We start from the raw sequence: 20782 nt of genomic DNA on the forward strand, positions 1-20782 counted from the left end.
AAAATGACTAAATTAACAGCTTTTGCTGTTTTTTTATTTTATTTGTATAAAGAAAATAAAAAGATAAATATCAAATAATATTTCATGTTATTAATGTTCAAATATTAATCATTTTTGTGAAATAAATATAATAACTAAATTTATCTGAAAAATTCATAAGTAAGTCGATGAAATAATAAATATATTTTAAAAAATCAGGGCTTCAAAATACTAATATAGATACTATATAAGTAAATTCAAATATAGGTATATAAAAAATGGAATATATTATGCCAACGATGTTGACACTACTATTTAATAAAATAATAATAGGTATATTGTAGATATAAATAAATAGAATTAAAATTAATGATTTTCATAATTTTTTTATTGTTAATTTTTTTAAGATTAAATTAATACTTTTAATAAAAAAAATAGACAAAAAAGAAATAATAAAACTAAATGAAAAAATGCTATTAAAGTTAATTAGAAATAATATTATTATACTTAGGAATATTGAATCGTAGTATTTTCAAAGTTGTTTATTATTATTTTCTTTTATCAATAGCATTATAAACGCTCTTAGTGCTGAAATATGTTGGAAAAGTAAAGTTAAATATAAAAAACAAAATAAGTATAAAATTGCTTTAGAAATTTTTTTATTTTTTACAAAAAAATTTAAAGTAGAGTTCAGGCAAAATATTAAGATATCAAAATGAAATCCAGATATTGCTATTAAGTGAGTAATGTTTAAATTGTTTGTTTTCTTTAAAATATCAATTGAATTATTTTTATATCCAAAAACAATTAATGATCAATATTTTTCAAATATTTTTGAAAATTTTTCACCATATTTAATAATTTCATAATATATTGAAAAATTGTTTCGATATATTGTTTCCACGGTTGCATTTTTTAAAATGTATGAAACACTATTTGATAGTAATCACTGTTTATTTATGTTATTTATATCATTAACATTTAAAATTTTAGCTTTAATCTCGACATATTGATTTAAATAAATTTTTTGTTTTGATACAAAGTCATTTGTAAAAACTAAAATATTATTTTTATTGTTAGATACTATAAAATAATGATTTTCGGATTTTATCACAGATCCTCTAATGTTATAATAATCATTAGCGTTATATTTTATTGGCAAATTTGAAAAATATGAAATAAGATATATAAATGTTAATAATATAGCGAATATAAAATATCAATAGGATAATCACATTAAAAAAAATAATATAAAAATAAATATTAAAATTCATAATATTCTTGTTGATTTAGTATTTGCAATTAAATGCATTAATAATGGTGTTAAAAAAATTAGTATATTTAAGCTTAAATATTTATTATTTTTTGTAATAAGTTTAGTGTCACTTTGCCAATTCCAGAAATTTTTTCAATATCTTTTCATATTATTTTGTCTTTCTTCTTACGCAGTTCAATTATTTTTTTTGCAATACTGGTTTTAATATTTCTACTAATTAATTGATCAATATTATTTAAGTTTTTTCATTGGATTTTATTTCTACTAGGAATAAAAATTTTTGTTGATTGCTTAATTAAACTAAATATATTAAATTCAGCAATATTAGCATCATTTTTAAGTTTAACTATAGAAAATAGTTCATTATATGTAATTGGCTGTTCAAAATAATATGTTTTTGGAAACAAAATTGCACCTTTTACATTTACTTCAATAAGTTTATCGTTTTCATTTTTTATTTTTCTAATCGAAGTTTGTGATTTACTAAAAGCAATGGAAGTTGAAAAAGACACAACTGAAATTAATGAAAGAGATATTCATAATAAAAATTTAATTTTTTTCATGTTTTTTATTGTTGCTTTTTTTATTTAAAAATGAATTTAGGAAAAAAATATAATTTTTTATATCTTTTTATAAAAATTAATAGTTATTAAAGAGTGGCGAAAAAATATTATGAAACAAAAAAGCGTAGTTCCTAAACTACGCTAGAAAAGCAATTTAATTCTTCTAGTGAACTTGCATATTTAATGCTAAATTCTAAAAATGTTACTAAATTGTTTTTTATTTTTCTTTGATTATAAAATTTCCAGTAAATACATCAATAATATATGTTTTGCCAGTTCTCATTGAACCATTAATAATTTTATATGCTAATAAACTTTCGATTTTATTTTGAATAAATCTTTTAATAGGTCTAGCACCAAAATTTTCATCATATGCTGAACGACTAATAAATTGCAATGCTTTATCAGAATATTCTAACTGGATATCTTTTGTTTCTTTTATTCTTGTGATTAATTTATTTAATTCGAGTGCAACAATTTCATTTATTGACTCTTCTTCTAAAGAATTGAATTTAATAATTTCGTCTATTCTATTTATAAATTCTGGAGTCAAGAATTTTAACAACGCTTCTTTTATATCAAAAGTAACGTCTATTTTTTTAAGCATCATTTCTGACCCCAAATTGCTTGTCATAATTATTATTAAATTTCGACAATTGATTTGTCTTCCTTTAGAATCCGTAATTATCCCATTATCTAACATTTGTAGCAAGATGTTTAATACATCTTTGTTTGCTTTTTCAATTTCATCCAATAATAAAATAGTATAAGGATTTTTTCGAATTTTTTCAGTTAGAGAACCATTTGTATCAAAACCAATGTATCCTGGAGGAGCACCAATGATTTTTGATACTGAGTGTTTTTCCATAAATTCAGACATATCTAATCTAATCATTTGTTTTTCACTATCAAAAAGTGAATAAGCAAGTTGTCTAGCTAATTCGGTTTTACCAACCCCAGTTGGACCTGTGAACAAAAAACTAGAAAGCGGTCTATTAGGATCATTAATATCTGCTTTAGCACGCAAAATTGCTTTTGTCACTAATGAAATTGCTCTATCTTGACCTTTAATTTTGTTTTTTAGATCTTTTTCTAAATTTAAGAGCTTTTCTTTATCAGATTCTAATAATTTATTAATTGGAATTTTAGTTCATTTAGAAACAATTGAAGCTATCTCTTCACTTGTCACATTATCTTTTATAAGACTAGAATTAGAATTATTAATTTCTTTTTCTAATTGTTCTATTTTCTTTTTGGTTTCAGGTATTTCAACATATAAAACTTTTGATGCTTTTTCATAATCAGTTTCTTTTTGATAAATATTCAAAGCATGACGTAAATCATCTAGTTTAGATTTTAGATTTGAAAGACTTTGTAACCTCTTTTTTTCAATATCTCATTTTTTATTTAATCTGTCTATGTCTAAATTTATTATTTTTATTTCTTTTTCAATTTCATTAATTCTTTCAGAATATTTTGATTTATTTTCTCCACTTATTGCAATTTTTTCCATTTGCAATTTTGCAATTTTTTGTTTAGCTTTTTCTAATTCTTCAGGTTGAAAATTAATTTCTGTTTTTATAGTAGCTGCAGCTTCATCAACTAAATCAATGGCTTTATCTGGTAAGAAACGATCTGAAATGTATCTTGAACTTAATCTAGCTGCTGCAATTAACGCATCATCTTGAATTTTTACATTATGAAAATTTTCAAATCTATCTTTAATACCTCTCAATATGGTTATTGTGTCTTCAATAGTTGGTTCTAAAACATCAATTTTTTGCATTCTTCTTTCAAGTGCTGCATCTTTTTCAATATATTGTCTATATTCATCAAAAGTTGTTGCTCCTATTAAATGCATTTTTCCTCTAGCCATTAATGGTTTAATAATATTAGCCGCATCCATTCCTCCGTTAGCATTTCTACCAGTCCCAATTAACATATGAATTTCATCGATAAATACAATAATATCTCCATTAGAGTCCTCGATTTTTTTTAAAACATCTTTTAATCTTTTTTCGAATTGTCCTTGATAAGATGCACCAGCAATCATGCTTGCTAAGTCTAATTCAATAATATCTTTACTTTTCAAATTTTCAGGAACCTGACCTTCAACGATTTTTCTAGCTAAACCTTCAACAATAGCGGTTTTTCCTACTCCGGGTTCACCAACTAAAACGGGGTTATTTTTAGTTTTTCTACTTAAAATACGAATCATTCGTCTTATTTCATCATCACGATTTATAACAGGATCTAATTCGTTTCTTGCTGCAAGATCTGTTAAGTTTCTTCCATATTTTTTTAATGGATCATCATTTGTATTTTTATTATTAGAATTATTTATTCCAAATATATCTTTTATATCATCTGAGTTAAAATTCATTTTTACCTCCTTAGTAATTTAATATATTATATTTTAGCACTTTTATAGTTAGAGTGCCAAAAATAAAAAATATTTTATTTTCTTTTGGTATATTTTGTTAAAATTAAGAACATAATATACTGAGGTGTTATGAGATTAAGAAACGATAACGAAGCTCCGAATAAATTATTAAATTCCGGAATTTTGGTTACAAAAGAATGTTGACCCATAAAAATTGATAACAATACATTCATAGAAATTGGTATGGGTAAGGGAGAAATGATAGTTGAATTAGCAAAAAACAATCCCTCAAAAACATTTTATGGAATCGAAAAATATGCAACAGTTGCTGCAAAATGTTTAAAAAAGGTAGTTGAATATAAATTAACTAATTTTAAAATAATTTTAACTGATGCTATGTTAATTAATGAAATTTTTTATGGTACATGTAACACAATTTGATTAACTTTTTGTGACCCTTGACCAAAAAAAAGACATTTAAAAAGAAGGCTAACTTATGTTGATTTTTTAGACAAATATAAAAATTTAATGTCAAGTGAAACTATTTTAAAATTCAAATCTGATAATGATAAACTTTATAATTTCTCATTGGAAAGTTTATATAATAACAATTGAAATATTATCAGTTATGGAACAGATTTACATAATAGTAAACATGCAAAAGACAATATTATGACTGGTTACGAAAAAAAATGATCAGAGAGAGGTAAAAATATAAATTATATTTTTGCTAAAAAACCTATTTTATAAATTTATATACAAAATGAAACACTACTCAAAGGTAGTGTTTTTAATTTTATTTTTTTAGTCTAAATAAAAATACAAGAATTCATCAACAGCTTCATTTCTTCTTTTATAATATGTTGTTTTAGACATAAAATCTTCATATCAAAATTTGTCATTATTTTTTTCTAAAAATTCTTTTTGCAATATAAATCTATTGCTTTCAGTCATACATAATAAAACCTTTGTAAATTTTTCACTATAATAATCAGCTAATGTTAAATTTTCTCTTGAATTAAAAGCTTGATTTTTTACTTTTTTAATAAAAGCATCATGACGAGCAACTTTAGCTCTTCCTAATTCTAATTGGCAAATTGTTTTAACACTTTTAAAGCGTTGTAATTTACTCATATTGTAATTTAATGCATCAAAATTAAAATAAGTCATAAGCACATCCTTGATTTTTAAATAAAAAAGTCGCATTCAACGACTTTTATTAATAAGCTTTTGCAAATACAACATATCTTTTAGTTTTATTCTTACATTTTGGAAAAATACATTTCATTTTTTCTACAGGTTTTTCAAAATGCTTTGGAATACATCTAGTTGTTGCACCGGTATCTTCTTTTATATATTCTTCTGCTCTATCTAAACAGCAAAATGGCGCTATAACAAATTTAGAGTTATTTATTTCTTTTTTAAATTCATCATAACTTTTAACAAATATTGTATTTTCTTCCAATCTTTTTTTAGCTTTTTGATAAAGGTTATTGTGAATATCATCTAATAGTCGTCCAATTGTTTTTTTAACATTGTTAATTTTTACATTTGTTTTTTCTAATGTGTCTCTTCTAACAATAGTAATTTCATCATTTTCTAAATCTCTAGGTCCTACTTCAATTCTAATAGGAGTACCTTGTATTTCAGAATTAGATGCTTTAAAACCAGGATTTTTATCAGTGCTATCTAAATAAACTCTAAATTTTCTTGATAAATCCTTAAATAAAGAAACAGCGATTTTATGCACTTTTTCGTTTTTATTGGCGAATAATTCTAAAATATCGATTTGCGTTGGGGCAATTCTTGGAGGCATAACTATACCTCTATTGTCGCCATGTGACATTATGATTGCCCCAATCAATCTTGTTGAAACTCCTCATGATGTTTGGTAAACATATTCTTGTTCATTTTTTAAATTTTTAAATTGAATATTAAATTGTTTTGAAAAATTTTGTGCTAAATAATGACTTGTTCCTGCTTGCAATGCTCTTCCATCTTTCATCATTGCTTCCATAGTATATGTTGAGCATGCACCTGCAAATTTTTCTTTTGGAGTTTTTTTTCCAACGATTGTGGGAATTGCTAAATAATTTTTAGCAAATTTGCTATATAGAGAAATCATAGTTTTTGTTAAATGTCGAGCTTCTAATGGGTCATTATGACATGTGTGCCCTTCTTGTCATAAAAATTCTCTACTTCTTAAAAATGGGTTAGTTGTTTTCTCTCATCTAACAACATTAGCTCATTGATTATATATAATTGGTAAATCTTTATATGACTGAATAGATTTTTGAAATAAATCTGCAAACAAAACCTCGGATGTAGGTCTAATAAATATTTTTTCTTCTAATTTTTTATCTCCAACTTGAGTTATAGTTGCTAATTCAGGATTAAATCCTTGAATATGCTCTTTTTCTTTATTAAATAATTTTTCAGGAATAAATAAAGGAAGATAAACATTCTGAATATTTTTTTCCTTAAAAAGAATATTTAAATTTTTTTGTATTTGTTCTCATATTCCATATGAATTCGGTTTAAATATAAGTGTACCTTTTACTGGCCCATATGCAATTAAATTTCCTTGTTTTACAACATCTGTATACCATTTAGCAAAATCTTTTTCCAATGGAGTAATTTTATCTAATTCTTTCATAATTTAATTATAAGCAAAAAAACAAAAAAGCGCAAAATTCGTTCAAAAATATACTAAAAATAAATAAATAGTCAATTTGTTTAATAAATTTTTTAATTCATTTTATTTTTTTCTCAGTATAAGAGTGTTTTGCTAAATTTGTATCCATTTTTTTTCTTCAATAAAAGGATTTAATATTACTAAAAGATTCGAAATCTGCATATCCATGACATTTTCCGTTTTCTGAACTACCAACACCTCCAAAAGGAAGATATGGATTAATTAATTTGTATGAAATTCAGCACAAGCTTTAGAAACTTTTGTACCTATTGTTTTATTTCCTGTAAAAAACATAATCAAATTTACAATTAAGCAATTCAATTATGTTTTTCACATCGTAATTTATAGCATGAATGTAATTTTGATTAAAAGTTTTATTTACTTGTTCAATAATTCATTTGGATGTTTATTTAAATCTCTTTTTAAAACTTCATATATTTCCTCTTGATTATTTAAAATCAAATTTTTAAGTTTTTTAAATTTGAGATTCTTTCTTTGTAACTCACAAAAAAATTATTTAGAACTACCCTTTTTGTAAATCATATATTTCTTTATTGTTCATTTTGTTACTTATTTTATAAAATATAAAAAATCACTAAATTAATAGTGATTAATTATTTTAATTTTTTTCTTCTGGTCTTGAAAATACATATCTACCTGTTTCGGTAACTAATACATCATCTTCATTTCTGGCTCCACCTAATCCCTCAATATAAATTCCGGGTTCAACGGTTATAACCATGCCAGGTTCTAAAACATAATCATTATTATTAGATTGTCTTACATATGGTAATTCATGAACATCAATTCCTAAACCATGTCCGGTAGAATGAGCAAAATATTTTCCATATCCTTTTGATTCAATATATTCTCTGCAAATCTTATCAATTTCAGAAACATAAATACCAGGTCTTACTGCATCTCTACCTTTTTTAGCAGCTTCCATAACAATTTTTAAAATTTCTTCTTGTTTCTTATTGTTACAAATATATTCTTTTGTTTTTCTATTTGGGTTTTGGAAAATAGTTGTTCTTGTTATGTCTGCACTATATCCTTTATACAATGCACCGAAATCAATTTTTAATAAATCTCCTTCTTGAATTTTTGTATCCGTAGGATGATGGTGTGGTTCTGCTGAATTAGCTCCTGTTGCAACTATTTCATCAAAACTTTCTTTATCCGCACCATTTAATTTCATTAAATAATTTAATTTAGCAGCAACTTCTTTTTCAGTCATTCCAGGCTCAATTTCTTTCATTAATTGTTCATATGATTTAAGTGAAATATCTATAGCCTTTTGCATAATTTCAATTTCATCCTTAGATTTAAGGATTCTTAATTCTTGGCCACTTATTCAGTATAAAGTTTCAGGTTTTATTAATTTCTTTAAATAATCTTCAATTTCTCAAATCAAATAATCTTTTTCAAAAGCTACACTTTTGTATTCTTTTTGGTCAAAAAATTTTTTTAGAGCATTAGCTTCTAACAAAATAACTTCAACATTTTTAGCATTTTTTCTTGCATATTCTATATATCTAGCATCCACAAACAAATATGCTTTATTTTGTTCTATAACCAAATAACCATCTGTTGTTTGTATTTTAGAATATCATAATCTGGTTTGAGGTGCATTTGAAACAATAGCTTCTATTTTTGTGTTTGAAAACACCTCATTTAAATATTTTTTATTCATTTTTATCTCCTTTAATATCCAAATTTTTTTAATTTCTTATTGTCGTTTACTCATTTTTCGGCGATCTTTACTTTATTATTAAGTATAACCTTTGTTCCAAATTGTTCAATCAATTTTTTTCTTGCAATTGTACCAATTTGTTTTATCATAGATCCGTTTTTACCAATAAGCATTCCTTTTTGACTGGGTTTTTTAACATAAATTATTGCATTTATATTTATTTGATCTTCTTCTTCAATAAAATCAGATATTTCTATAGCAATAGAATGAGGTAACTCTTCACGCAATAGATTTATAGCACTTTCTCTAATTATTTCCTTTGCAATAAATCTCATCGATTTATCAGTTATATAATCTGGATCATAATATGGTTCGCCTTCATAAGAAAACTGTTTAACTACATTAATAAGATCCTTTCAAGTTTTTGGATTTTTTGTGCTAAAAGAAATTATATTTTTAAAATAAAAATTCTCTAAATCTTTTATTTTTTTTGCAACATTCTCAATGTTTGTGTTTAAATCCATTTTTGTAATAATTGCTATTTTATTTGGATGGTTTTGAATTTTTTCCAATATTAATTTATCCCCTTCAGCAATTTCCTCATTAATCGGTGTTAAAAACAATACACAATCTGTTTCTTTAATTGAATCAAATGCATTTTTGTTTAATGATTCACCCAACAAATTTAAGGGTTTGTGAATACCTGGGGTGTCTTGAAAAACAATTTGTACATCTTCTTCATTATATATTCCTATTATTTGATCTCTAGTTGTTTGAGGAACATTTGAGACAATTGATACATTGTACGATAAAATAGAGTTTAACATCGAGGATTTGCCGACATTAGGTCTTCCAATTATACTAGCAATACACACCTTCATTATTTAATTTGTTCCCCTCTAATTGGAAATGGTACCAACTCAATAATTTTATTTATTCTCATTTTATCGCCCTCATTATTGTATTGATAGACAAGAGCATCATTTTTCATAAATTCTGTCATAACTTGTCTACAACCCGCACATGGACTTATTATTTCTTCACCACTAGAAATTATGTGTATTTCCTTTATATCTCCTACTATAGCTCCTTGAGCTACTGATGAAAATAAAGCGCATCTTTCTGCACATAGCCCTGATGGAAAAGCAGCATTTTCTACATTAACACCAGAATATTTATTTCCTTTTGCATCAACCGCTATAGCAGCAACATGAAATTTTGATCATGGGGCATAAGATTTTTTTAATAATTCTTTCAATTCTTTTACCATTATTATTCCTCTCTAGTAATATTTAACGGATTAAATATAATATCAACTATTTTATTCATCTCTATTCTTTCTTCTTCTTTTTCATGATCATAACCCATCAAATGAATTAATCCATGACTAAATAAATAACAATATTCTCTTTTTAACGAATGTCCAAAATCATTTGCTTGTTCTTCTACTTTTTGGTAGCTTATAACTAATTCACCTAAATGTATAAAAGGTAAATCATTATAAATTAATTTATTCCCAAAATCAAAGGATAAAATGTCTGTTGCGTAATTTTTGTTTCTATATTTTTTATTCAACTTTTGAATCTCTTTATTATCAGTTATTCTTACATCTACAATAATAGTTTTTTCAATCTTAAAAAAATCTTTTAGATTTTTTAGTATAGCTTCATATTCACTATAGAAATCAAAATTATTTCCTTTTTCGATATCAATATTTAATTCAATCATATTTAATATTATAATCTAAATATGAATAATTGATTCTAGTAGATTTGTTTTTGAATATAGTAAAGTGCCAACAATATTTGTGTTAGGTATTAACTGCAAATTTTTAGGTAAATAATTGATTTTTAGAAAAATTAAATTATTTTCTATATTTATGTCTGTGATTTTTAAATCAAAGTATTTCTTGTTTATTTCTAAAACAATATTTTGATTTTTCTTTAAAAATATAGCTGCCTTATCATTTGTAAATATACTAAGCTCTTTTTTATTGTCAACTCTAATATTCATTTTTATTGTTTTATCTATTTTATAAGTTAACAAAAATGAAAATAATATAACTGTAAATATCACAATTAATAAAATAAATATTCAACACCAAACATTAATTCTTATTAATTTTTTCAAAATTCACCTCGTTATCTTTAAAAATATAATTTTTATTATGACTCGTTTCAATAAATATTCCTTCATTTTGATATTTTTTAATTTCAGATTTCAAAATTTTAACTATTTTAGAATCTAAATTTTCAAAAACTTCATCAAGAAGTATAACGTCATATTTTCTTGTAAATAATTTCATTATAATTATTAATTGTCTTTGTCCTAAGGATATATTTGATCCATTATTTTGGAGCACTTGGGTTAAATTTAATTTAAGAGAATTAATAACTTGAGCAAGTTTAGTGTTTTGCAAATTATTTGTAAATTCCTCAAGATTTTTATTATTTTGATTTGTTATATAATCAATCACTTTTATTTCAGGAAGAAAATCTTTATTATTAATATAGATAAGTTTATTAGAAATTGTTTTTTGGCTGTAATTATTAATATCATTATTGTTTATTTTATATGTTCCAGAATAATTACTTAAAGCATTATTTAATAGCAACATAAAAGTACTTTTACCAGTCCCATTATTTCCGAAAATTTGAATGTTTTTATCAATTATCATTTCTGGAATATTTAGAATTGTCTTATTTTGTTCGAAACCAAATTTTATATTTTGTAATTCAATTTTTTTAATTTTTTTGAATTTTAAATTTCCATTATTTTTGTGTTCTTTTAGATTTAAAACAAAATTAATCATATTAGAATTTTTGTTAATTATTGAAGATTGAACAATTAAATTGCTTATTGAAATTATTGGATTAACAAAAAAAGTTGTACATGTAAGAAACATCATTATTTCTCCAATAGAAATTTTGTTTTCAAAAAATAAAAAAGAAGACACGAAAATAACTATGATTGATAAATTGCCTAAAATTATTTCATTTATTAAGTTTTTATTGTTTGTTCAAAAAAACATTTTATATTCATGTTCTTTAAATGTAATCATTTTTTCTATTCTTCTAATAGTCAACATTTTTTTATATTGAGCAGATTTAGAATTTTTAATAGATAATATTTCATCAAATTCTGTTTTATTTTTATTAATACTATTTTGTATAAATTCTTGATATTGTTTTTCAATTAAGTTTTGATAAATAAAATTTATTAAAAAACATATAATTGTTAGTCCTAAAACCAATGAAAATAAAATGTAATTTAGTCATAATAAAAGTAATGCACCTCCAATTATAGAAAAGATTTGACTTAAAAATGTATATGTGAAATTTGCTTGATAATTTGCTATTAAGTTTATAAAAGAAATTCTTTTTAAATAGTCACTTTCTGTTAATTTATTTAATTCATTTAGAGAGCAATTGTTTAATTTTTGAAAATATGAGTTTGTTAATGAAATTTCAATTTTGTTTGCTATTTTTTTGGTTATTATATTTTTTAAATATTGATTAAAAAATCTTAAAACATTTATTCAAACAAATAATATAAAAATAATTATTAAATTAGTTTTTAAAAAATTTGGCAAAATATTATCGAAAACTATTTTTACAAAAAACGTACTTCCAAAAGTTAGAAATAATGAAATAAGCGAAGAAATTAATAATGGGTATGTATATTTGTTACCTACAAATAAATCAGAAATTTTGTTTGAAATTTTATTTACTTTTCCAATTTCTCAATTAGTTGTGTTTTGCATCTTATTAACAAAAATTACAACATTTTTAAAATTTGGTTTTAGTTCTTCTTCAGATATTTTAATTTTTTTGCCAAGTGCTGAATCTTGTATAAAAAAAGTTTTGTTTTGAATTTTCTCAATTATTACATAGTGTAAATATCCATCCTTATTTATTAAAATAGCAATTGGAAAATTACTTTGATGCAAAGAATACAAGCTTTCGAAATCTCCATAATATGATTCTAAATTTAAATTATATTTTTTTGCAATTGAAGCTAATGACGATAAACTAATACCATCTGCACCATAATCAGCAATCATTTTTAAATAATCTATGTCCAGTCTAGATTTTGTGTATTTTTTTATAAAATATTGTAAAACATATAATCCACAATCTTTTTGATCTATTTGTTTTTGTATTTTCATAGCAAAATATCTTGTTTTAAAATTGATTTTTTAATTCAAAAAAGTAAAAAACTATTAAAAAAGACATTTTTTTATAAATTGATAAATATAATAGTAATATATTTTTTAAACCAAAATATAAAGATTATTAAACTTAAGTTTTAGTGATTATACTTTACAAAGATAAAAAAATATATTCTTTAATTTTTAGAATATATATAGTAGGAGGCAATGTGAAAAAAACTATTAAAAGAATTTTTTCATTAATTTCGTTAGTACCTGTCGCTGTCATGTGTGTTGGTGGTTATTATGTTTACAAATATTTTAAATCTAAAAATTCTGCTAATAATAATGTAAATATTGATAAGTTAGATAACAAAGGTTTCTATGCCAAAAACGAAGAAACATTGAGAGTTATGCACTGAAATATTTTAAATTTTGGTGGTTCAACCTCAACACAAAACTCTGCAAAAGTTTATAATATTGCTGTATCAATTTTTAAAAGCAATGCAGATATAATTGGATTAACAGAAATAAACTATGGTGATGCAAATAAGGTTGATAGAATAATTAAAGTTTTAAATTCTTTTGATCCTAATATTTCTTTTTCATATGTTTATCAAGATAAAAACGAAGCCCTAAATCCAGAATATAAAAATAGTAAAGAACAAATAGTTATCATTTATAAAAACAAAATAGTTGAACCAAGAAAATTTAATAATAATAAAATTGGAGACAGTTTTCTTGGGCCCATAAAAAGCGTTCAACAAAGCAACAGCAACATTGTTTTTGCAAAAGAAGATAGCTATGTAAGACCACTTTTTGGTTCTAAATTTTTTATAAAACCTTTTAATAAAACCATAACTACATTTTTTGGTCATTTTGATAGTCCCAATTCAAAAGAAAATAGTGGTGAAATAGACATAAATGGAATTTTTCAAAATAAATATATTATAAAAAATCAAGGAAGTAAAGAGGTTTCTGAAGCTTTAGGACTTTATGATGCTTTTTTATATTTTAAAAACATTAGTAATAATGATAATATTATTTTTGGAGGAGATACAAATATAAATTCAAAAGGTTCAACAATTTTTAATTATTTAACCGACATAAATAATTCAATAACAAGTTCTGAAAGATTGCAAACCTATTACAATAGTTCATTAGCAAATGAAGAAAAATTTTTAACAAGTTTAACAACTGAAACTACTTATAATAAAAATAAAAAACATTCGGGATATGCAAATAGTTATGATAAATGACTATTTTATGAAAAAGATTTAAATATTTTAGATAATAAAGAGAATCCTACTTACATATATAAAATAGACATTGTAAAAGGATTTGAATCAGGACTTTTTGATAAAACCATTACAACTAAAAAATATTTACAAACATATAAAGATGAAAGGTCCGTATCAGATTTTAAACTTATTCGAAAGGGATTAAGTGATCATGCGCCAATAATTATTGATGTTATAAATAAATAAAATATTTTATAAAAAAATGAAAGGAAATAATATGAAAAATATAAAAATAGCCTTGAGTAGCGATCATGGTGGGTGTGATTTAAAAAACGAAATGATTGAATACATTAAATCACAAGGCTACGAAGTAATCGATTTAGGTCCAAAAAACTCTTTAAATCCAGTATCGTATGCTCAACAAGGACATAAATTAGCAAATTACATAAACGAACATGATAATGTTATTGGATTGGGATTTTGCGGTACAGGTTTAGGAATTTCATATGCATTAAATAGGCATAAACATATTAGAGCAGCAAGAGTAACAACTGTTGAGGACGCAAGACTAGCTAAATTGCATAATAATGCTAATGTTTTGGTAATGGGTGGAAGGTATGTTCCCCTAGCTGAAGCTAAAGCGATGTTTAATGAATATATGTCAAATGAATATGAAGGCGGAAGACATCAACAAAGAATTGATGACATAGACAATTTCTTATAAAATGCTTAAAATTAGCATTTTTATTTTAATTTTATATAATATTTATCTATGAATAAAAACCAAAATGATATCCTTTATACCGGCTTAAATACAAAACAAATTAAAAAGGCATATAGAAACAAATTAAAAAAATCTTGGTTGTCTAAAAACATTTTACCAAGAAAAAATTATAAAAAATCCTGAGACGAAAAACTTATCAAATTTTTTATCAAAATTATTTTATGAATAGCAACTCCTAGAGCTAGTTGAAAAAATAAAAGTAAAACATCAGAATTAATTAATAGAACTTATTTAAAATTTTCAGGACGCGATTTTACTTTTATACCTATTTCATTGGCTTTTTACTTTCTAATATCATTTGTTCCAATAATAACGATTGTTGTCATGTTATTGTCTTTAATTTCCAATTATAATCAAATTTTTATTGATGAAATCTTAGCAAGAATTATTCCTGGAGTTAAAGCAATTATGAATATTCCTGATTCTATTAAACAATCGAAAGCACAATACACATCAATTATTTTATTGATGTTGGCTTCTATTTGAATAGCTTCTAGCGGGTTTGGAAAATTTATATATAGCCAAAATTATATTTACGGACACGAAAATCTAGGTAATTGATTGACAAATAGAATAAAAGGTTTTATTGTAGTTATTGGTATAAGTATTTATTTATTTTTATTTATTAGTTTATATATATTTTTTCACAAGGCTTTTAGTTATTCTATTAACGAAAAATTCACAAAAAACACAATATTTTATATTAGCTTTTCTATTTATTTAATAATAAATCTCTATTTTGGTTTTACTTTAATGTTTAAACTTACGCCAAGTTTTAAATTATCCTGAAATATGGTATTTCCGGGGGTTTTAATTTCATCTATTCCAGTTATGATTTTTATAATGTTATTTGGTTATTTAACCTCAATAATTGATTACAACAAATATGGTGTTATTGGAACTTTTATGTACATTGCTATGTTTGTTTCTACATTGAGTTATTTTATGTATTTAGGAATTATTGTTAACGAAGCTTATTACAAAACTTATTTTTCGAGTTATACTATTGCAAAAAGAGATTGAATGTTTAAGAAAATAAAATTTTAAAAAGCACTATAAATAAGTGCTTTTTAATTATCAAACTATTTTATTAATAGTTCCTTTTTGTTTTTCAATTAATTGAATTAAAACATATAAAGCAACACTAATTAGCGACGCTAATATAGGCTCAGCAACAATGTTGAAAATATGTACAATAATTCATTCCTTAAGACCTAAAACACCTTTAGGTAAACCTCATATTGAATTATGTATGTATTGAGAAGATAAAACTAGTGCTTGATTTAGTAAAGTAGCAATAATTGCTAAAAAAATAAACTTTCATAATCTAGGATTGCTTTTTGATTTTAATAATCTAAAAATTCCATATGTGATTAAACTCATTATAATCCTTGGTAAAACCGATATATCTGGATATTGATATTTTATAATTCCATAAATTACTGCTGCAATAAGCGAGGACATTCCAAATGATATCCCCCCTACTAGTGCTCCAATAAATCCTAAATGAAAAATCATCATTACAACAATAACTGGTAAATATGTTAATTGTGTAAAAGAAAGAGGAATATATCCAAAAATCAATAAAAATGAAGCTAAGAAGAATCAAGATATATAAAAAGCTAAATAAGTCATTTTTAAAGTTTTTGTAAATGTTGGTCTACTATTGTTATATTTTCGATTAATTATATTAATAAAATTTTTTTGTAATTTATTATTTTTATTATTCCTTTTTAGCATGTGCAAATTATATAGTTTTATCATTTTTTAAAAAATAATCTATTTAAATAAATCTATAATCTCTTGAATATCTTTAGTTTTAGAAATAGGAATTTCATTTTCTTTTAATGTTGCTGTATTATATGAAACTTTATTACTAATTTTTGCATTGTTTTTATATATGCTTTTGGCGCTAAAATGAATTTCATTACATTTTGTTTCTTCAACAATTGCTTTAGCTGTATTTTTATTTATTCCTGCCCCAGCCATAAATATAATTTTGTCTCCAAATTTTTGATTTAAATCAAAAATTAGTTTTCTTCCTTCATAAGCATTTTTTGCCTGTCCTGAAGTTAGTACTCTAATAAAACCTAAATTTATTAATTCTTTAGTTGCTTTAAAAGGATCTTGAACTTGATCAAATGCTCTATGAAATACCAGTGGAGTATTATTAGCAATTTTTTTAATCTCCTTCAAAAATTCAATGTCTATTTCAAAATCGTTTGTAAGAGCCCCCACTACAAGACCATCCACATTTATATTAATTAATGATTTTATTTCTTCTAAAATTACATCTTTTTCGCTTTGATTATAAATAAAATTTCCAACTCTAGGTCTAATTAGAGCAAAAACTTCTAAATTAGTATTCATCTTTACTAATTTAGTTAAACCAACAGAAGGCGTCAAGCCTCCTGCATCTAAGTTGCTACATAACTCTATTCTTTTAGCACTTGTTTTTGTTACATTTAAAGCAGATTCATAAGAGTCTACACATATTTCAAATTGAATATCTTTTGACATAATTATTTCTCCTGTCCCTTTATTTACATTTTAATGTATCTTCCATTAATTATGTAATATATAGAATCACAAATATTAACAACATGATCTCCGGCACGTTCTAAACCATTAACTAAATTTAATATATAAAGTCTTTCATGAACTTCTTTTTCAGAGTGTTGAGAAGTTGAAAAAGATACAACAAGTTCTTTATTAACTTCAGTACATTTTATATCAACCAAATCATCATCATTTATCAATTTTAATAATTCTTTGTTATCTTCTATTTCAATATTATGACTAAGTTGTTTTAACATTTCTAACACTTTTGAATATATATCTTGAATTCTTCTAATTGAAGATTTACTAGGTTTTTGAATTTTTTCTGTAAAACGTGCAATATGTTTAGCATAGTCAGCAATTCTTTCAAGTTCCTTAGAAATTATTAAATAAGAAATAGCACGTCTTAAATATTTTGCTAAAGGTTCTTTAGTTAAAATAAAACTAATTTCATTTTTAATGTTTACGGCTTCTAGATCTATATCTTCTTCAATTTCATAGATATTTTCCACAATTGCTTTGTCATATTTATTTAGTAAGTGAAAAGCTTTTTTATGTTGCTCTAAAACATTATTTGATAAATTAATAATTCTTTGTTTTATACTCAAAATATCATTTATTATTATTGAATTTTTCATATCTCTTACCCCATTTTTCCATTAATATAATCTGCAGTTAATTTTTCTTTTGGATTTGTAAATATTTTTTGTGTGTTATTAAATTCAATTAATTCACCCATATAAAAAAATGCTGTTAAATCAGAAATTCTTGCCGCTTGTTGCATTGAGTGCGTAACTATAATTATTGTGTATTTTTCTCTTAACGAATTTATTAATTCTTCAATTTTAGCTGTTGCAATCGGATCAAGAGCAGATGTAGGTTCATCCATTAACAATACATCGGGTTTCATTGCAATTGCCCTAGCAATACATAATCTTTGTTGTTGACCACCACTTAAACCTGTTGCATCATCACCTAATCTGTCTTTTACTTCTTCTCATAATGCAGCATTTTCTAGGGACTCTTTAACAATAATGTCTAATTCTTTAGAATTTTTTATTCCATTACTTCTAGGTCCATATGCAACATTGTCATAAATAGATAGTGGAAAAGGAGAAGGTTTTTGAAACACCATTCCAATTTTTGTTCTAATTTCAATTTCCGAAATATTTTTATTAGTTTTTTTAGTTTTTCAATTTTTTATTTTGTTTCAAATTGAGTCGTTTTTATTAACAATATTTGTATTATTGTAAAAAATGCTTCCCTCAATATTTATATTAGGTATTAAGTTATTCATTAAATTAAAGCACCTTAAAAATGTACTTTTTCCGCAACCACTAGGACCAATAAATGCTGTGACTTTATTTTTAGGAATATTTATATTTATGTTTTTTAATGCATGAACAGTTTTTTTATTATAATAAAAGTTCAAATCTTTGACTTCAAAAATATTATTCATTCTTACCTCCGATATTAATATACTTTTTCTTGTGTTTAATTTTTTTTATTCATTGAATTAAAGGATTGATGCTATAAGATATTGTGATTAATAAAGTAATAATAATTATTGTAGCTAAAGCATATTTATACGATGAAGCAATTCTTGCTGATTCGTTTTGAATATCATAAATTTGATTTCCTAAAATATGTGTAGTTAATGTTTGACCATGTTTTAATAAACCAAATTTTGGATTGTATGACATACCTAGTGTTAAAAATACAGGCGCAGTTTCTGAAATAATTCTACTCATCGATAAAATCGTTCCCGATATTATTCCTGCAATAGCTTGTGGTATTATAATTTTTCTAATTGTTTCCCATTTCGTTGCACCTAATGCAAGTGAAGCCTCTCTCATTTCATAAGGTATGTTTATGATTACTTGCTCCACACTTCTCGTATAAGTTGGTAAAATAACTAACATCATTGTTAATGCACCTGCTAAAAGACTACTTTGACCCCTTGCTTCTTTTATATCAAGAATTTGTATAAATAATACCATACCAAAAATACCAAAAAGAATACTTGGTGTTCCACCTAAGGAATCTAAAAAAAATTTAACAATTTTACCAAATCAGTTGTTTTGTGCATATTCCGATAAAAATATAGCTGTAAATAATGCTAATGGTAATGCAATTATAATTGAAACAGAAATCAAAATTAATGTTCAAATTAAAGCATTCATTATTCCGTCTTTTTTTATGTCAAAATCTTTAGAATTAATATTAGGAACACCTTTAGTAATTATTTCGATTAATATTCAGAAAACAATGCTTATAACTATAAGTGCTGAAATTATTTCTCAAAAAATAGAGTAAATTACAGCGATTTTTTTGGATCTTAATGTAAAGTTATTTTTATACTTTATAAACCTATCAATAAATAAGAATCTTATTTTATACAAAATTTTAACTATAAATAATTTAATCTTCTTAATAAGATAAGAAATTGAATATGTTACATAATATAAAAATGTGAATGGTAATTTTAATATGTCAACAAAAATATACTTAAATTCATTTTTTGCAAAAGGTTTATTTATAGATATTTTTTTCTTATTGGAAATTCTTGTTACTATTGAAACCAAAATCATTATAAAAATAAATAAACTTAATCCCATAGCAAAAGCATTTTGAACAATTGCATCATCGCTACTATCTGTAAACATATAATTTGCAATAGCAGAAGCTAAATTGCTATACCCTTGATTAATAAAACCAAATCCTTCTTTAAAAATATTTGAAGGAGTTGATGATGTTAAAATCATCGATGTTGCCATAGTTTCACCAATTGCTCTTCCTAAAGCAACAATCGCTGCAACATATATTCCTGATTTAATGTTTTTTAAGGCTATTGAATAAATTGCTTTTGTTTTTGTATTACCTAAAGCTATAGAAGATTCTAAAAGAGTTGGTTTTACTAAAAACAATTGATTAGTTATTAAAGATACCATGGTTGGTATTACCATAATAGCTAACATCAATGTTGCATTAAAAATAGTTAAAACGCTTTTAGTACCTGTAATTAAACCGGCGAATTTTCCCAAAGAACTTAATGCAAAAACACCATAAACCACTGAAGGTATTCCTGCTAATATATCAATTATAATTCTTAACGGTCGTCCATATTTTTCTAACCTATATCGAATTAAAATAGCAATACGCTTAGAAATAGGCAATGCTATTAATATAGCTCCCACACTTGTTATAAAAGATATGCTTAGAGCTCCTCAAATTCCAAATTTGGTTATGTCGCTTGTGAAGAATATGTTTACAAATCCTTTGCCTTTGAAAGCTGGAAATGCTTTGAAAAGAATGAATGAAAACATAATTATTAAAATAATTATTGAAAATGAAGCAACAATAAAAATAGTATTTTTTATAAGGCTGTTTGCAACTTGTTTCTTTTTTAAAATTTTTGAATTCATAATTTTCCTTCATATTTATAAAATGTATAAAATA

General features: G+C 24.0%; 20 protein-coding genes. 4 read left to right on the forward strand and 16 right to left on the reverse strand.

The annotated features are described in order from the left end of the window. Positions 1 to 7 precede the first annotated feature (7 nt). From T388_RS0102315 to T388_RS03720, 3 genes are all read right to left on the reverse strand, one after another. Positions 8 to 1402 (reverse strand): MAG0480 family ComEC-like protein, encoded by a 1395-nt coding sequence (locus tag T388_RS0102315; protein ID WP_027120710.1) that lies wholly within the window; start codon positions 1400 to 1402, stop codon positions 8 to 10. Beyond that, the gene (locus T388_RS0102320; RefSeq protein WP_027120711.1) at positions 1327 to 1818 is read right to left on the reverse strand and encodes an MAG0490 family ComEA-like DNA-binding protein; all 492 of its coding nucleotides are present in this window, start codon (positions 1816 to 1818) and stop codon (positions 1327 to 1329) included. The genes T388_RS0102315 and T388_RS0102320 overlap by 76 nt, the downstream gene beginning before the upstream one ends. A 217-nt stretch (positions 1819 to 2035) precedes the next feature. Further along, complete coding sequence (locus T388_RS03720; protein WP_051586198.1) at positions 2036 to 4201, reverse strand: ATP-dependent Clp protease ATP-binding subunit; 2166 nt, start codon at positions 4199 to 4201, stop codon at positions 2036 to 2038. A 129-nt stretch (positions 4202 to 4330) separates the two neighbouring features. On the opposite strand from T388_RS03720, the gene trmB reads away from it, so the two are divergent. Then, positions 4331 to 4951 (forward strand): tRNA (guanosine(46)-N7)-methyltransferase TrmB, encoded by a 621-nt coding sequence (trmB, locus tag T388_RS0102330; protein WP_027120712.1) that lies wholly within the window; start codon positions 4331 to 4333, stop codon positions 4949 to 4951. A gap of 54 nt (positions 4952 to 5005) precedes the next feature. On the opposite strand, the gene T388_RS0102335 is transcribed toward trmB, so the two are convergent. The 8 genes from T388_RS0102335 to T388_RS0102375 form a co-directional block, all read right to left on the reverse strand. Next, a complete protein-coding gene (locus tag T388_RS0102335; protein ID WP_027120713.1) occupies positions 5006 to 5371 on the reverse strand; it encodes an MG284/MPN403 family protein in 366 nt (121 codons plus the stop codon). A 49-nt stretch (positions 5372 to 5420) separates the two neighbouring features. Continuing rightward, positions 5421 to 6857 carry a proline--tRNA ligase gene (proS, locus tag T388_RS0102340; RefSeq protein WP_027120714.1) on the reverse strand — a complete coding sequence of 479 codons (1437 nt, stop codon included), beginning with the start codon at positions 6855 to 6857 and terminating at the stop codon, positions 5421 to 5423. Between the two features lie 658 nt (positions 6858 to 7515). Further along, positions 7516 to 8589, reverse strand: a complete 1074-nt coding sequence (locus T388_RS0102350; protein WP_027120715.1) for an aminopeptidase P family protein — start codon at positions 8587 to 8589, stop codon at positions 7516 to 7518. A gap of 11 nt (positions 8590 to 8600) precedes the next feature. Beyond that, positions 8601 to 9470, reverse strand: coding sequence for a GTPase Era (gene era, locus T388_RS0102355; protein WP_027120716.1), 870 nt, complete (start codon positions 9468 to 9470; stop codon positions 8601 to 8603). Beyond that, positions 9470 to 9859: a cytidine deaminase gene (gene cdd, locus T388_RS0102360; RefSeq protein ID WP_318023984.1), complete on the reverse strand. Its 390-nt coding sequence runs from the start codon at positions 9857 to 9859 to the stop codon at positions 9470 to 9472. Before cdd ends, era begins: the two co-directional genes overlap by 1 nt. Positions 9860 to 9861: 2 nt before the next feature. Beyond that, positions 9862 to 10317: an rRNA maturation RNase YbeY gene (gene ybeY / locus T388_RS0102365; RefSeq protein ID WP_027120718.1), complete on the reverse strand. Its 456-nt coding sequence runs from the start codon at positions 10315 to 10317 to the stop codon at positions 9862 to 9864. Positions 10318 to 10332: 15 nt separating this feature from the next. Beyond that, positions 10333 to 10719: an MAG1140 family protein gene (locus tag T388_RS0102370; RefSeq protein ID WP_027120719.1), complete on the reverse strand. Its 387-nt coding sequence runs from the start codon at positions 10717 to 10719 to the stop codon at positions 10333 to 10335. Further along, positions 10697 to 12757, reverse strand: a complete 2061-nt coding sequence (locus tag T388_RS0102375; protein ID WP_027120720.1) for an Mbov_0121 family peptidase domain-containing ABC transporter — start codon at positions 12755 to 12757, stop codon at positions 10697 to 10699. The genes T388_RS0102370 and T388_RS0102375 overlap by 23 nt, the downstream gene beginning before the upstream one ends. Before the next feature lie 212 nt (positions 12758 to 12969). Between T388_RS0102375 and T388_RS0102380 the strand changes: the two genes are divergently transcribed. From T388_RS0102380 to T388_RS0102390, 3 genes are read left to right on the forward strand one after another with little or no spacing between them, the layout of a single operon-like run. Next, entirely contained in the window at positions 12970 to 14226 is a 1257-nt protein-coding gene (locus T388_RS0102380; protein WP_027120721.1) for an MnuA family membrane nuclease, read from the forward strand. A 31-nt stretch (positions 14227 to 14257) separates the two neighbouring features. Next, complete coding sequence (locus T388_RS0102385) at positions 14258 to 14704, forward strand: RpiB/LacA/LacB family sugar-phosphate isomerase (RefSeq protein ID WP_027120722.1); 447 nt, start codon at positions 14258 to 14260, stop codon at positions 14702 to 14704. 48 nt (positions 14705 to 14752) lie between these two features. Beyond that, positions 14753 to 15811, forward strand: a complete 1059-nt coding sequence (locus T388_RS0102390; RefSeq protein ID WP_027120723.1) for a YihY/virulence factor BrkB family protein — start codon at positions 14753 to 14755, stop codon at positions 15809 to 15811. 27 nt (positions 15812 to 15838) lie between these two features. Here the strand turns inward: T388_RS0102390 and T388_RS0102395 are convergent, their stop codons facing one another. The 5 genes from T388_RS0102395 to pstA are packed head-to-tail and all read right to left on the reverse strand — an operon-like array spanning position 15839 to position 20748. Next, on the reverse strand, positions 15839 to 16504 hold the full coding sequence (locus T388_RS0102395; protein ID WP_036456887.1) for a hypothetical protein: 666 nt from the start codon (positions 16502 to 16504) through the stop codon (positions 15839 to 15841). Positions 16505 to 16543: 39 nt separating this feature from the next. Further along, positions 16544 to 17284 carry a copper homeostasis protein CutC gene (locus tag T388_RS0102400; RefSeq protein ID WP_027120725.1) on the reverse strand — a complete coding sequence of 247 codons (741 nt, stop codon included), beginning with the start codon at positions 17282 to 17284 and terminating at the stop codon, positions 16544 to 16546. A gap of 23 nt (positions 17285 to 17307) precedes the next feature. Beyond that, positions 17308 to 17961 (reverse strand): phosphate signaling complex PhoU family protein, encoded by a 654-nt coding sequence (locus tag T388_RS0102405; RefSeq protein ID WP_027120726.1) that lies wholly within the window; start codon positions 17959 to 17961, stop codon positions 17308 to 17310. A 5-nt stretch (positions 17962 to 17966) separates the two neighbouring features. Further along, complete coding sequence (locus tag T388_RS0102410; protein ID WP_456298982.1) at positions 17967 to 18821, reverse strand: phosphate ABC transporter ATP-binding protein; 855 nt, start codon at positions 18819 to 18821, stop codon at positions 17967 to 17969. Continuing rightward, positions 18775 to 20748 carry a phosphate ABC transporter permease PstA gene (pstA, locus tag T388_RS0102415; RefSeq protein ID WP_027120728.1) on the reverse strand — a complete coding sequence of 658 codons (1974 nt, stop codon included), beginning with the start codon at positions 20746 to 20748 and terminating at the stop codon, positions 18775 to 18777. Before pstA ends, T388_RS0102410 begins: the two co-directional genes overlap by 47 nt. Between the last annotated feature and the right edge of the window lie 34 nt (positions 20749 to 20782).

This window comes from Mycoplasmopsis lipofaciens ATCC 35015, assembly GCF_000686585.1.
Taxonomy (GTDB): Bacteria; Bacillota_I; Bacilli_A; order Mycoplasmatales; family Metamycoplasmataceae; genus Mycoplasmopsis; species Mycoplasmopsis lipofaciens.